Annotated in this window: 12 protein-coding genes and 1 pseudogene; 10 read left to right on the forward strand and 3 right to left on the reverse strand. The window is 45.5% G+C overall.

The window, feature by feature from the left end; translation table 11 throughout:
* From mnmG to E7027_03860, 10 genes are read left to right on the forward strand one after another with little or no spacing between them, the layout of a single operon-like run.
* Positions 1-1,797 (forward strand): tRNA uridine-5-carboxymethylaminomethyl(34) synthesis enzyme MnmG, encoded by a 1,797-nt coding sequence (gene mnmG / locus E7027_03815; GenBank protein MBE6421241.1) that lies wholly within the window; start codon positions 1-3, stop codon positions 1,795-1,797.
* On the forward strand, positions 1,778-2,425 hold the full coding sequence (gene rsmG / locus E7027_03820; GenBank protein MBE6421242.1) for a 16S rRNA (guanine(527)-N(7))-methyltransferase RsmG: 648 nt from the start codon (positions 1,778-1,780) through the stop codon (positions 2,423-2,425). The genes mnmG and rsmG overlap by 20 nt, the downstream gene beginning before the upstream one ends.
* Complete coding sequence (locus E7027_03825) at positions 2,425-3,717, forward strand: hypothetical protein (GenBank protein ID MBE6421243.1); 1,293 nt, start codon at positions 2,425-2,427, stop codon at positions 3,715-3,717. The genes rsmG and E7027_03825 overlap by 1 nt, the downstream gene beginning before the upstream one ends.
* Entirely contained in the window at positions 3,717-4,601 is an 885-nt protein-coding gene (gene rsmH, locus E7027_03830) for a 16S rRNA (cytosine(1402)-N(4))-methyltransferase RsmH (protein ID MBE6421244.1), read from the forward strand. Before E7027_03825 ends, rsmH begins: the two co-directional genes overlap by 1 nt.
* The gene (locus E7027_03835; protein ID MBE6421245.1) at positions 4,598-4,858 is read left to right on the forward strand and encodes a hypothetical protein; all 261 of its coding nucleotides are present in this window, start codon (positions 4,598-4,600) and stop codon (positions 4,856-4,858) included. The genes rsmH and E7027_03835 overlap by 4 nt, the downstream gene beginning before the upstream one ends.
* A gap of 1 nt (position 4,859) precedes the next feature.
* Positions 4,860-6,581 carry a penicillin-binding protein 2 gene (locus E7027_03840; protein MBE6421246.1) on the forward strand — a complete coding sequence of 574 codons (1,722 nt, stop codon included), beginning with the start codon at positions 4,860-4,862 and terminating at the stop codon, positions 6,579-6,581.
* A 32-nt stretch (positions 6,582-6,613) separates the two neighbouring features.
* The gene (locus E7027_03845; GenBank protein MBE6421247.1) at positions 6,614-7,960 is read left to right on the forward strand and encodes a UDP-N-acetylmuramoyl-tripeptide--D-alanyl-D-alanine ligase; all 1,347 of its coding nucleotides are present in this window, start codon (positions 6,614-6,616) and stop codon (positions 7,958-7,960) included.
* A gap of 3 nt (positions 7,961-7,963) precedes the next feature.
* A complete protein-coding gene (locus E7027_03850) occupies positions 7,964-9,049 on the forward strand; it encodes a phospho-N-acetylmuramoyl-pentapeptide-transferase (protein ID MBE6421248.1) in 1,086 nt (361 codons plus the stop codon).
* Positions 9,050-9,054: 5 nt separating this feature from the next.
* Positions 9,055-10,299, forward strand: coding sequence for a cell division protein FtsW (locus E7027_03855; protein MBE6421249.1), 1,245 nt, complete (start codon positions 9,055-9,057; stop codon positions 10,297-10,299).
* 2 nt (positions 10,300-10,301) lie between these two features.
* Positions 10,302-11,384: a UDP-N-acetylglucosamine--N-acetylmuramyl-(pentapeptide) pyrophosphoryl-undecaprenol N-acetylglucosamine transferase gene (locus E7027_03860; GenBank protein ID MBE6421250.1), complete on the forward strand. Its 1,083-nt coding sequence runs from the start codon at positions 10,302-10,304 to the stop codon at positions 11,382-11,384.
* Between the two features lie 374 nt (positions 11,385-11,758).
* On the opposite strand, the pseudogene E7027_03865 reads toward E7027_03860, so the two are convergent.
* The 3 genes and pseudogenes from E7027_03865 to mltG all read right to left on the reverse strand — a co-directional run bounded on the left by E7027_03865 (position 11,759) and on the right by mltG (position 14,300).
* A pseudogene (locus E7027_03865) lies at positions 11,759-11,875 on the reverse strand (prepilin-type N-terminal cleavage/methylation domain-containing protein).
* A gap of 84 nt (positions 11,876-11,959) precedes the next feature.
* The gene (locus tag E7027_03870; protein ID MBE6421251.1) at positions 11,960-13,264 is read right to left on the reverse strand and encodes a DUF2931 family protein; all 1,305 of its coding nucleotides are present in this window, start codon (positions 13,262-13,264) and stop codon (positions 11,960-11,962) included.
* A 67-nt stretch (positions 13,265-13,331) separates the two neighbouring features.
* Complete coding sequence (gene mltG, locus E7027_03875) at positions 13,332-14,300, reverse strand: endolytic transglycosylase MltG (protein MBE6421252.1); 969 nt, start codon at positions 14,298-14,300, stop codon at positions 13,332-13,334.
* Positions 14,301-14,302 lie beyond the last annotated feature (2 nt).

Consider the following 14,302-nt stretch of genomic DNA (forward strand, 5'->3'; position numbering starts at 1 on the left):
ATGTTTGTTTGTGAAGAAAAATATGATGTGATTGTAATTGGCGGCGGGCACGCCGGTTGTGAAGCGGCACTTGCTTCAGCCAAATTGGGTGCTAAAACCCTTCTCTTAACCCAAAGCCTGGATACCGTAGCCCAAATGTCCTGCAACCCTTCTATCGGCGGAATTGCCAAAGGGCAAATCGTGCGTGAAATTGATGCCTTGGGCGGCGCCATGGGCCGCGTGACTGATTATTCTGCCTTGCACTACCATATGCTTAACACCGGCAAAGGCCCGGCGGTACACTCCCCGCGTGTCCAATGCGATAAAAAAGTTTATCAATTTACTTTCAAACATCTTTTGGAATTGCAACCCAATTTGGATATCATGCAAGACGAAGCCGTACAAATCGCCACGACCGATAACGGAGTTGGCGGCGTAAGAACTTTGCGTAATACTTTCTATCAGGCTAAAACGGTAATACTTACTTGCGGAACTTTTTTGGCGGGCAGTATCCACATCGGTACGGAGCAGTTCCGCGGCGGACGCTACAACGATATGCCCTCGGACGAACTGGCCAAAGATTTGCGCGAAGGTTTGGGCTTAAATATCTTACGCTTTAAGACGGGCACTCCCATGCGTATCAATGCGCGCGGGTTAGATTATTCCAAATTCCGTCTGCAACCGTCGGACGATCCCCTGCAACCCATTTCCCACTTTACGGATGTAAACGAACAGAAAAAACGCAAGTTTCTAAGTTGCTATGTTACCCGCACGACTTTGGAAACGGATAAAATTTTGCGCGAGAACTTCCAACGCTCCGCTATGTATAGCGGAAATATCCATGGCTTGGGGCCGCGGTATTGTCCGTCGGTAGAAGACAAAATTAAAAAATTTCCCGATGTTACCAGCCACCCGCTCTTTTTAGAGCCCGAAGGGTTTGATACCGAGGAGTATTATATCCAAGGTTTTTCTACCAGTATGCCCGAAGAAGTACAGCGCGCCCTTATTAAATCTGTTCCCGGTATGGAAAATGCCACTATCACGCGCCCCGGATATGCTATCGAGTACGATTTTTCCGACCCGATGGATCTTTACCCTCACTTGGAAAGCAAGCGTATTCCCGGCCTGTTTATGGCAGGGCAAATTAACGGCACCACCGGCTATGAAGAAGCCGGCGGACAGGGGCTGATTGCCGGTATCAATGCGGCGCGTAAAGTGCAAGGCAAAGAGCCTTTCGTCTTGCGCCGCGACGAAGCCTATATCGGGGTGTTGATTGATGACCTGGTCAACAAAGGGGTCAATGAGCCTTACCGCATGTTTACTTCCCGCGCGGAATATCGTATTTTACTCCGTAATGATAATGCCGACTTGCGCCTTACTCCTCATGCGTTGGAATTGGGTATGTTGGACGAAAAATACAAAGTGCCCTTTGAAAAATACCGTGCCCTTACGCAAAAACTAATCGAACACCCCAATGCCGATGTAACGCAAGAACTGGCGGACGATTTTGCCCCGTGGACGGTGGAAAAAGCCCGTACCCATGCGGATATTCATTTGAAGTATGCCGGTTATTACGAACGGAATAAAAAAGATGCCCAGCGCTTGGCGGATATGGACGCCGTTAAAATTCCCGAAGGGTTCGACCCTTCCGCGGTGCGCGGTATTTTGTTTGAAAGTTCCCAAAAATTACGCGAAGTAAAACCGCAAACCTTGGGCCAAGCCAGCCGTATCCCGGGGGTAACGCCGGCCGATATTCAGTTGTTGGCCGTACACATAGAACGCTTTAGGAGGCTGAAAAATGTTCAAAAAACTAACTGATTTTGCCCAAAGCGTCTGTTTGACCGTTAGCGAAGAACAAGCCAAACTGTTGGTTGCTTATGCGGAGCGTGTGTGGCAGAAAAAAGATTTTTTGAATTTAACCAGTGCCGCTGATTTGCAGGAAGTCCTCTCCCGCCATATTTGCGACGGGCTCGCAGGAGCCGCCAAAGTGTATGCCATGTCCCGTGTAAAAGGATTGGAAACTTTTACCTTGGCCGATGTCGGCTCGGGGGCGGGGTATATCGGCTTAACCATGGCGATATCCTTGCCTCAAGCGCAAATAACCTTGGTGGAAAGCATCGAAAAACGCTGTTCGTTTATGAACTGGGCCATTATGAATTTGGGCCTTAAAAATGTGAAAGTAAAAAATGCGCGTTTAGGTCAACACGGTCATTTCCAGTTTGATTTCGTAACCGAACGCGCGATGGGCCAACTTCCCGATATTTTGGGAATTTGTTTGAGTGCCGTTCGCCCGGGCGGGGTATTTATGGCCTACCAGGGGGAACACCCGCAGGCCGACCAAACCGACCCGGCCAAATACGGTGCGCAATTGCTGGGCGTGGAAAAATATACACTCCCTGCCGATGACAAAAAAAGACATTTTACCTTATTTGGAAAGAACGAGTAATGGATATTGTTAGGAAGATAACGGTTATTTTATGGATTTTAGCGGGCATGCTCATCATGCCGCCGCTTCTGCGCTCTTTTGGCTTAAAACCTGCCGAAATGGTGAAATCCTTTTTCTCTTCCAAAACCGAAACCCCTTCCGCCCAACAGGATCTCGCAAAAGAAGCACCTGTTCCTGCCGAAGAAAAACCTGCAGAAAAGCCGAAACCGCTTGCCCATGAAGAAGAAATGCAACCTTACGACCCGGAAGATGAAAAAGCCTTTAACGAGATGATTTCCGGGTTGGAAGAAATATCCCATGTAGCGCCCGAACGGGGATTGGAACTGTTGCCCACGCAAGTACACCGTCCGGCTGATTCCGCCAAAAAGGTGCGTTGGTCTCCGCCGCCTCCCGGTTTTTTAACGGACGATACTTTTAACTATCTTATTTATCGGGAAAAAAATCCCGTTACGCCCAAAATTAAAACCGTGCTCGACACTATCCACGGGAATTTAATGTTGGACTTAACCCCCTTTACCATTTTGATTAAGCCCAATAAAATTTTGGTAATGATTTTCGGCCGAAAAGAAAGTTACATGGATTTTACCAAACACCCTTCGTGGTCGGGGGCATCGTCGGATTTGCGCTCCGATACTATGTATGTAATCGAAGGACACGATTTTTATGCCTTATCCGTACACGAACTCACCCACCTTTATTTTGACGGATACTTTTTGCCTACCATTTCGCCGTTGTGGCTTTCGGAAGGCATGGCTGTTTATATGCAGATTCACTCCACAAAGCAAAAACCGGGGTGGTTGGATAGAAGTATGCGCCGCATCGTAAAGGGGGATATTATCCCGTTGGAGGAGATGACGGTTACCGAGGACTTAAGTTCCCTTTCCACGCGACAGGCCGAATTGTGGTACACGCAGGCTTACAGTTTAATGGATTATTTACTTAACAAACGCACCCGCGACGAATTTTATAAATTTTGTAATGAACTGAAGGCCAAAACGCCTATTCATCAGGCCTTGTATCGTGCCTATGGTATGCCTTTTAACAAAGTGAGCGTGCTTCAAAATGTATGGTTGCACGAACTTCAACGGGCTTATAAAGCGGGGGAAATCTTGCAGCAAAAACCTGCTCCCAAGCACGCCCCGCATCACACAGGGAAACCGCCGCGCACCTCACCGCCGCCCAAACCGAGCGCAAAACCGCCCCACCGAAAAGGGCCGCCGCCACCTCCTAAAAAAACGAAAATAAACAAATTGGAGATGGTACCCACCAATGCATATAAGGGAGGATTTTAATGAATCAAATTTGGACGCATATTCCTATCATGGCGCCAGAAATTGCCGACTTGTTGCTGACCAACCCTTCCGGTGTGTATGTGGACGGTACGCTGGGGTTAGGGGGACATACCAAGTACTTTTTATCCCGTTTGTCCGCCCAAGCGCGCGTTTTAGGGTTTGATAAAGACGAGGAAGCCTTGAAAATGGCCCAAGAACGGGTGGGAGATGCCCGCCTGCAGGTTTATCACAAAAGTTACACAGAAGCCCCGCAAGTGCTTCAAGAATTGGGCATTGGCGGCGCGGACGGAGCATTATTTGATTTAGGTTTGAGTTCTTATCAGTTGGATAACCCTGCCCGCGGTTTTAGCATCATGGGAAACGGCCCTTTGGATATGCGTTTTGATTTACAAAACCCGCTTTCGGCATCGGTAATCGTAAACACTTGGCCCATGGCCGAGTTGGAAAGAATTTTGAAAGATTACGGCGAAGAACGCAACTATACCAAAATCGCTTTGGCTATTATGCGTGCCCGCAAAGAAGCCCCCATTGAAACCACCGAACAGTTAAAAAATGTGGTGGAAAGTGTTTGCCCTCGCCACGGTAAAACCCACCCGGCTACGCAAACTTTCCAAGCCTTGCGTATTGCTTGTAACCAGGAACTCCAAACGGTGGAAACGGTGCTTAATTCGTTGGGGGCAATCCTTCGTCCCGGCGGGAGAGCCGCCGTGCTAACCTTTCACTCATTGGAAGACCGCTTGGTAAAAAATTATTTTAAGATGCTTTCCAAAACGGGCGATTGGAAACTGATTAACAAACATGCTTTGGCTCCTTCTTACGAAGAAGTACGCCAAAACCGTCGTTCCCGCAGTGCCAAATTACGGGTGATAGAGAGAATAAAATGAAGAAATATTTTGTCTTGTTGTTTGTTTTGTGTCTGTTTGTATTTGGGGTAGCGGTACTTCGCACCGAAATAAACCGTTCCGGGCGCGAAATCAGCCACTTGCAAAACGAAGTGGAAGTGAAAGAAGCCCGTAACCAATATTTGCAGTTGCAAATTTCCCGTTTGGCAAGCCCCGGCAATATTTCTGCCTTGGCACAGGAAAAATTGGGTTTGGTTCCGGCTAAACCCCACCAAGTGATTATATTGGATAATAAATAATATGTTTAAGAAAAAATCTTCTTCCCCGTTCGTGTTTAATGTTAAAAAACGTATGCGCGTGATAGGGTTGTGTATTTTGGTTTCTCCGCTTATTATTTTCAGCAGGCTTTTTTATGTGCAGACATTTCTGTATGAAGAATATTCCTCGCAGGCGGAAAAATCTATTTATACCTATTTGGCCGAAGACCGTTTGAGAGGGAAAATTTTAGATGTGAACGGACGCGAGTTGGCGGAGTCCGTGCGGACACATTCTTGCGGTATCAGCAAGAAATATGTGAAAGATAAAAATAAAACCATTTCCTTTCTGGCGGAAACATTGGGCATGAGCAAAAAAGAAATCACGGACGAGTGGAATAAACCTAATCGTAAGTTCTTTTTTGTCGCTAAGAAAATCAAGCCGGATAATTACATTAAAATTTCCAAAATCTTGCGTACTCCTTTGGGCCAAGGGTTAGATTTAACCCCGGAATACGAGCGTATCCACCCGTATGGGGAAAGCGCGTTGGATATCGTCGGTGCGGCAAATTCCAAAAATTTAGGGCTTTCCGGAGTGGAACAAATGTTCAACCGCGAACTCAGCCAAGACATCAGCAAAAAACGCGCTAAACGGGTGCGCCGCGGCGAGATTATTTACGACCGTAAACTAAAAGAAGAACTTTCCGTGGCCAATGTTTATTTAACCATTGACGAAGTGGCCCAATACTATGTGGAAACGGCCCTTAAAAAGGCTGTGGAAAATGTAGGTGCGGAACATGGTATTGCGCTGGTGCAGGAACCTTCTACCGGTAAAATTTTGGCGGCGGCTTCCTTTTTTGAAGAAAACGGAAAATATGTTATTAAGGACGGACAATCGTTAGCGTTCCAATTTGCATATGAACCGGGCTCTACTTTTAAGACCATTGCTATTGCTTCGGCGTTAGATGCAGGCGCGGTGAACATCACCGACAGTATTGATATGGAAAATCGCCGTTGGGAAGTGGCCCGCGGTTTTACCGTGCGTGATAATCAGCACGATAAAGACTATCTTTCCATACCGGAAATTATGCAACTTTCTTCCAATATCGGGGCCGGTAAAATTGCCGTGGAAATGGGGGCCAAGGAACTTTATAAATATATTAAAAGTTTCGGTTTCGGTACCAAAACGGATATCAATTTCCGCGGGGAATCTAAAGGGAGCGTGTTGGCTTATAACAAATGGACGCGGGTGGACTTGGCCACCAAAGGATATGGCTATGGGGTGCTTTTAACACCTATACAGTTAATCGGGGCTTATTCCGCTATTGCCAACGGGGGAACTTTGATGCAACCGCACCTGATTGACCGCGTGGAATATGCGGGCGGCAAGGTGGAAAAACGCTCCAAACCCGTTAAAATCCGCCGCGTGCTGACGCAGGAAACCACCGATATTATGAAAAAAGTTCTCCAAAGTGTAGTGGAAAACGGTTCGGGTAAGCGTGCGCAAATTACCGGTTACAATGTTGCCGGTAAAACGGGGACTGCAGAAAAATTAAGTAAAGAAGGAACCTACGGCAAGAGAAACCACGTGGTTTCCTTCTGCGGGTTTGTGCCGGTGGCAGACCCTCAATTTACCATTTTGATTATTTTGGATAATCCCACCAAATACACTTTCGGTGGTACGGCAGCGGCTCCCGTATTTAAGGAAATTGCCGAACGCTTGCTTGTAATGAAAGGCGTAAAGCCCGACCAGGTAGATTTTGAATAATTTACAGATTTATAAGAAGGAGAAGTAAAGAAATGAAACTTAATTTAGCACTTCATAAAATCGCGGAGATTATGCGCGCAGAGTTGTTTTCAAACGACCCCGAGCAAAAAGTATCTTCGTTCGTTACCGACAGCCGCGTAGTTTCGCCCGGAGATGCCTTTATTGCATTAAGAGGGCAAAAGCACGATGCGCGGGCGTTTATCCCTCAAGTATTGGAAAAAGGTGCCGCCGTAGTGGTGGCGGAAGCCGAAGGATTTACTGTCCCCCGGGACACAAAGGCTTCTTTTCTGTTGGTGGAAAATGCCTTAAAATCTTTACAGGCCCTTTCCAAATATCACCGCATGAACAGTACCTTAAAAGTGGCGGCCATTACAGGTTCCAACGGTAAAAGTACTACCAAACAAATGTTGCGTGCCATCTGTCAAACGGCAGGGGAAACCGTGGCCAATATGGGAAATTTTAACAATCAATTTGGGGTTCCTTTTTCCCTCTTGGAAATTCAACCCAAGCACGAGTACGGCGTCTTTGAGTTGGGGGCTTCTCACCCCGGGGATATTGAGGAAATTGCCTCCTTGGCTGTGCCCGATGTGGCGGTAATTACCAATGTGGCGCCGGCGCATTTGGAATTTTTTCACGATTTGCAAACCGTCTATCAAACCAAAACCGAAATTGCCAAATGCTTAAACTATGGCGGTACTTTGGTGTATAACGCCGACGACGAAATGTTAAGCCGCCTCAAAACGGAATTTAAGGGGAAAAGTATTTCCTTTGGTTTTGCTCCCGGGGCGGATTTGCAAATTCTGGAAACAGAAGTTTTTTCCTTCATTTATAAAGGTGAAGCCTATATCGTGGATATCAAGTTGGAACGCCACGATAAACTAAACGCGGCGGCTGCCGCGGCTGCGGCGATTGCCTTGGGGCTTTTTATGGACAATATCCAAAAAGGTCTCTTGTCTTTTACGCCGATGCCTATGCGTTTGGAACGGGTGGAAAAAAACGGTATCCGCTTTATTTTAGATTGTTACAACGCCAACCCGGCCAGTATGAAAAACGCTTTGGAAATTTTAGGGCGGGAAAAAGTCCTTCCCCGGGTGGCCGTACTGGGAGATATGAAGGAACTAGGCGAAAATGCTAAAGAATATCACCGTTTGGTAGCGCAGCAAGTGCTTGCTAACGGTGTGGAAAGTGTATTTTTAGCCGGGGAACAAATGCAGTATGCGTACGAAGTATTGCAAAATAATCCTGCCGTTAAATGCTTCTACGGGCTTACCCCGCAAGCCTGGACGCAAGACTTGGCCCTCACCTTAAAAGATGGGGGCACGTGCCTGGTGAAAGCCTCGCGCTCGATGAATTTTGAAAATATCTTAAAGGAGATCTAACCCATGCTGTATTATTTGTCACTGTTCAAAGATGATATTAGTTTTCTAAATATCTTCAGTTACATTACCTTTCGCACGGGCGCGGCGATTTTCACCTCGTTCCTGCTTACGCTTCTTATCGGGCCGAAAGTGGTGGCTAAATTGCGTTCTTATAAAATTCAACAAATCGAGCGCGAATACGGGCCGGCTTCCCACTTATCCAAAAGCGGAACTCCCACCATGGGCGGTATCTTAATTTTTATCAGTTTAATTGCCAGCGTACTTTTATGGGCACGGTTGGACAGCAATTACATTTGGTTACTTGTTTTTACCACCTTTACTTTGGGCGTTGCCGGTGTGATGGACGATTACACAAAACTCGTTAAAAAGAATCCGGAAGGTATGAAATCTTCCATTAAATTGGCAATTCAACTTTTTACGGCTGTGGTGGTGGTGGGCTATTTGGCCCTTAACCCGCCCAACGGAGAATACAGCACTTCCCTGATTATTCCGTATATGAGCAAAATGTTTATTGATTTGTCCGTCTTTTACTTTGCTTTTGCCATGCTGATTATTGTGGGTTCCTCCAATGCTACCAACCTGACAGACGGCTTGGACGGGTTAGCCAGCGGGTGCATGGTTTTTACGGCGGCCACTTATGCTATTTTTGCCTACTTGGCGGGAAACATCAACTTTGCCGATTATCTAAAAATTATTTATGTGCCCGGTGCGGGAGAAATCACGGTGTTTATGGGCGCGTTAATCGGGGCTTGTTTGGGCTTCTTGTGGTTTAATGCGTACCCTGCCCAAGTGTTTATGGGCGATACGAGTTCTTTGTTTTTAGGGGGGGTAATCGGCACGGCGGCTTTGTGCGTAAAACAAGAACTCCTGCTGCCTATTGCGGGGGGTATTTTCGTATTGGAAACGCTTTCCGTTATGCTTCAAATGGGGTATTTTAAGTTAACTCACGGTAAGCGTCTTTTTAAGATGGCTCCGATACATCACCATTTTGAACTGTTAGGTGTACCGGAACCGAAAGTAATTGTACGGTTTTGGATTATCGGCGCAATGCTGATGTTATTGGCGTTGGCTTCGTTAAAAATCAGGTAATAGTTATGCCTACTTTATTTAATAACTCGTCTCGACGGCGCAATACCTATATCAAAAAATCTCCGGGGATTTTTTCGGGGAGGGACTCGTTCCGCCCGGAACCGAATAAAGACGATTGGCATTTCTTAAAATTGGATATGCCTATCGCGTTTATTGTATGCGCGTTTGTATTATCCGGGCTTATTTTTACTTATTCTTCCAGCGCTTTCGATTCCACTTCCTTTTTCACGCGCCAGTTGGTATTTGATATTATCGGTGTAAGTGCGGCATTGTTTTTATCGCAGTTTTATTCCAAGTTAATAAAAGTAAAGTTTTTATCGCCTGCGGTGCTGCTGGGTATTTCTTGGGTGTTGCTGGTGATTGTGCTTTTCTCGCGCGAACAGGCCAATGTGCACCGTTGGATTGATTTAGGTTTCTTTAAGGTGCAACCTTCCGAAATTGCCAAAGTAACTTTGGTTATTTACATCGCGCATTATTTGGACAGTGTTACCGGTAAAATAGCCAAAAATATAAAACTTCTTTTTAAGCCCATAATTGTAGCAGGTATTACGCTTGCTTTGATTTTGGCGGAAAAAGATATCGGCACGCCGACCTTAATGGGAGTTGCCTTTTTGTTTATGCTTATTATTGCCGGTATGACCTTTAAGCAATTTCTTAAAATCTCTGCGTGTTTGGCTCCGTTTGCTATCGGGTTGGCAGTCCATCAGTTATTTATGGTTGATTATCGTCGTAGGCGCATCATGATTTTCTTAGATCCTTTTTCCGATTTGGGAGGGGACGGATACCAGTTGGGCCATTCGTTGTATGCGGTGGCTTCCGGCGGGTGGTTCGGTAAAGGAATTGGAAACAGCGAACTGAAATTGGAATATCTGCCCGCCGCCCATACGGACTTTATTTTTTCCGTTATGTGCGAAGAACTCGGGTTGTTTATCGGGACTATTATTTTGGTTTTTTTCTGTTGGTTTTTATGCCGCGGAATTGCCCTTGCGTGTGTAGCCAAAAAACATGTCCACGCGTACACCATTTTCGGCCTTACCATTACAATTTGTATGCAGGCTTTTTTTAATATGGCTATGGCGATCGGGTTACTGCCTACCAAAGGGATAGCTTTTCCGTTTTATTCCTATGGCGGGTCGTCGGTTATTATGACCTTGGCCATGGTCGGTATTATCTTTAATTTGGCGGCGGTGGATAATACCCAAAAAAATCTCCGTCAAGATATTTCACAATATAAGAACAGGAATAAATAATTATGAACAGACGCTTTTTGATTGCTTCCGGCGGAACCGGCGGCCATTTTTACCCGGGTTTTGCCTTGGGAAAACAACTGCGAAAGCAAGGTATGCAGGTGCTTTTTATCGTGCGTAAAAACGACCCTGCCGCTCAAATTTTGGAAACCCATAAATTGCGCTACCAAGAAATTGATTTTACGGGCCTTCCGCGTTCCGTTAATCCGTTCCGCCATTTGCGTTTTATGGGGAAATTGTTTAAGTCTTTGCATCAAACGCGCCAAATTATCAAAAAATTTCGCCCGGAAGTGGCCATCGGTACGGGGGGATATATTTCTTTTCCGCTTATTTTTGTGGCTCATTTTATGGGTATTAAGACGGCCGTGCACGATTCCAATGCCCGTTTGGGACTTTCCAATAAAATCTGCGGGAAATTTGCCGATTTGTTTATGCTGGGGTTACCTGTAGATAAAAAAATTAAAAACTCGGTGCTTACCAGCACGCCGATTCGCAAAGAATTTACCTATCCTGCTGATAGAACGGCTTTGTTGGAAGGATTGGGCTTAGATGCCACCAAAAAGACCGTTTTGGTAGTGGGGGGTAGCCAAGGAGCCAAGGGCCTTAATGCGGCGGTTGTAAAGGCTGTTAAGAAGTTTAATTCCTGGCAATTTATTCATATCACGGGTGATCGGTGGTATGGAATCATGCGGGAAGAATATAGCGGCCTTAAAAATGTAGCGGTGTTGCCCTACAGCCACGAAATTTATGCGCTTATGAAAGTGGTAGATTTGGCCGTTTGCCGTAGCGGAGCCAGCACACTTGCGGAATTGATTTACTGCCGTGTTCCCTCGGTATTGGTTCCTTTTCCGCACGCAACGGCCGACCACCAATACTACAATGCCAAAATTTTGGCCGATGCCGGTTGTGCCAAAGTGGTACGCGAAGATAAAGATTTGGAAAGAAACCTCCTGGGGGTTCTTTCCGGCCTGGTTCAACGCCGTGGAAACGGACGCTTGGCGGCCATGCACCGTGCTTATCGCAGGCTTAAGATTCCCAACCCGATTACTTCTGCTAAGAAAATTGCGGATATTTTGCGTAAGTTATAATAAAAAACCCCGGGTTTCACAACCCGGGGTTTTTATGTCGGTAAAAATTAAATACCGGTAAAGAATCTGCACAAGGCTGCCGTATCTTCGGTAGCTTTGCTGCCTTGGGTACAGGTTTTGTTGTTATCCACATCTTGCGTTAATTTATAAATGTAAGAAGAGGTGGAACTTTCGTCAGAGCGGTAAGCGGACACCGTGCCGAAAGTGGAAATATCGTAAACAAACAGATCGGTAACAAATTGGGTGTTCGTTTTCCAAGTGCCGCCTTTCATTTCGACATCGGCAATGTTGGCTTTCGTAACGGTGGTAGCGTTCGGGTCGGCTTGTTGATAGCGTTGTACGGCGCTTACCAATGTTTTGAGGTTAACCAATCCTTCCGACATGCGAGATTTTTCTACAGCCGCTTCGTATTGGGGAAGGGCGATGGCAGACAAAATGCCGATAATCAGTACTACTACTAACAATTCAATTAAGGTGAAGCCTTTATTCATGTTTTTCTCCTGTAGTTAAGTTCTCTGTATAGTATATCCGTTTTAGTTTTCTTTTTCAAACTGTATTTTTGCGGGAGGAAAGAATTATTTTTCTTCCCAAAAGTTTTCATCTTTTTTCGGTAGCCCGTTTTGCTCGAAATGTTGAGCCGCTTGAGGGTGAGCCTTCAAAGCGTTTTGTTGATATTCGGCCCAATCTTCGGCAGGCGAAGACGGGTTTTCGTATTCGGCTCCTGCCAATCGAAAATCTTGCAGGGACAAATCTTTTTCTTTCGCTTGGAAAAAGGCTAATAATTTTTTATTTCCGTTGGCTTGGTTGAAAGCGAAAAGTTCCACCAGCCCGTAAGGGGCCAAAGTAAAGAGGATAGCGTCCCACTCTGCGTCTGAATTCATAATTTTTTCTTTTATTTCTTCAAAAGGAAGAAATGCCTGTAACAAGTAAGATTTGTTTTCGATAATGGAATACCAAATTAAATCTATTTTATGAGGGAGCGGTTTTTCGTTTTCCAAACGGATACTGTTTAGGTTCCCTCCGTTTTGAATATAAATTTTCGGGTAAGAGTAGCGCATCTCCTCATCGGTGGGGGAAAGTTGAAACTCGGCAAAAAAGATTTCTGCCGGGTAAAGTTTCGGTGCTTGAAAATGAACGGTATATTCCGCGATGCCTCTTTCTTCTTTTTTTTCTTGTATAAATTCTTCGCTCGATTTGCCGCTTTTCAATCTGTTTAATTCTTGTTTATATGCTTCCAAAAAGGCTTGGCGAGTCGGGGCAAAGGTGTCCGGCACATCTTCTATCCATTGTAACGACATTTCTTTTTGTTGGGCTAAATCTTCATCGGAAATTTCCGCAAGTCCCGTTTGCGCCAAATATTCTTCTTTGGTTGTGTTTTTTATTTTTTGGCGGGCTTCTTCCACTCCTTTTTGAGGATTGAAGGGGAAGGTTTCCTCGTAGCGGATAACATCTGCAAAAATGGTTAAGCCTTTCTCCGGGTTTTGTTCAATAAAAGAGAGGAAAGGAGATTGCATCATTTCGGTATAGGCTGCTCCCAAGCGCATATCATCTATTTGATGCGGGCCGATTTCTTCCATGATGCGAAAGCGCAGACGGAATAAATAATACCAAAAGGTTTGTTGCTCTATATTGTTTCCAAAGACTTCGGGGCCTTTATCCATAAGGGTTTGAAACATGACGAAATAAGAGGCCGTTTCAAAAAAATCTTCGGGGATAGGGGTATTTGTATTGTAGATATTTTTAGCAATTTGTTGTTTTATTTCGGGCGTGGCATACGGAAAAGAAGGGGCCGTTTCCCCGGGTTGGGGTTGTTTTCCTACGCAACCGTAGGAAGAAGCTAAAATGGAAAACGCAAGGGTGAGATTTAGAAATTTATTCATACTTTATCCTCCAAAAGAATTTTTATTGTAACAAAAAAGGGAAACTCTATTTCCCTTTTCAAAAGTATTATTTTTTCCCGCGGATTCGGCGAATATTTTTGCGGTGTTCGTTAAAGGTTTTGGAAAAGACATGGCGTCCGCCCGATTCGGCCACAAAGTATAAATTTTCGAAATTGGGTTCCGGTTGCAAAACGCCCAAAACGCTTTCGTAACTGGGGTTGCAAATCGGCCCCGGCGGAAGCCCCGCATTGCGATAAGTGTTGTAGGGCGATTTTACCTTTAGGTCTTTGTAAGTAAGTCCTTTTTTCCAGTAACGGTTTTCCTTCAGGTTGAATCCCAATGCATATTGGACGGTAGGATCTGCCTCTAAGCGTTTGCCGATGCGAAAACGGTTTAAGTACACGGCGGCAATTTTAGGCCGTTCGTCATGCACGACGGCTTCGCGTTCTACGATGGAGGCCACGGTCAGCACTTGTTTTTCCGTAAGGTCGGTGGGATATTTCTTAAAAAGCGGTGCGATTTTTCGTTTATATTGGCCCAGCATTTCGTTTATCACTTTGCGCGGAGGCATATTTTCGGAGAAGAGATAAGTGGAGGGGAACAAATATCCTTCCAGTTGTTCTTTGCGGACGATATCCAAAAACTCGTGCGGGTTTGTAATGCCGCGCGCGCCCAATTCTTCGGCAATTTCTTCGCTTCTCCAACCTTCCAAAAAGGTTACTTTCTCGTAGTGGGTACAGCGGCCCGATTTAATGCAGTTAATTACTTCGAAGGCCGAAGTATTTTTGCGCAAATCAAAACGCCCTGCTTTCAAATCGCGTGCGGAAGAGGTGAGTTTAAGAATTATTTTGAATAATACTTCACTGCGGATCACTCCTTTCTTTTTAAGCATTTTGGCTACGGAGTTACCGCTTTGTCCCGGTTCGATTTTTACGACGGTAAGAGGCCCCTTGCTGAAAAAATAAACCTTAGTTGCCCAGGCTCCCAGGCCCAGCATCAATAGAAATAAGGTTATAAACAAGAGGAATCTTTTCATGT

Origin of the sequence: Elusimicrobium sp. (assembly GCA_015062115.1) — a bacterium.
In the GTDB taxonomy this organism is placed as follows: Bacteria; Elusimicrobiota; Elusimicrobia; order Elusimicrobiales; family Elusimicrobiaceae; genus Avelusimicrobium.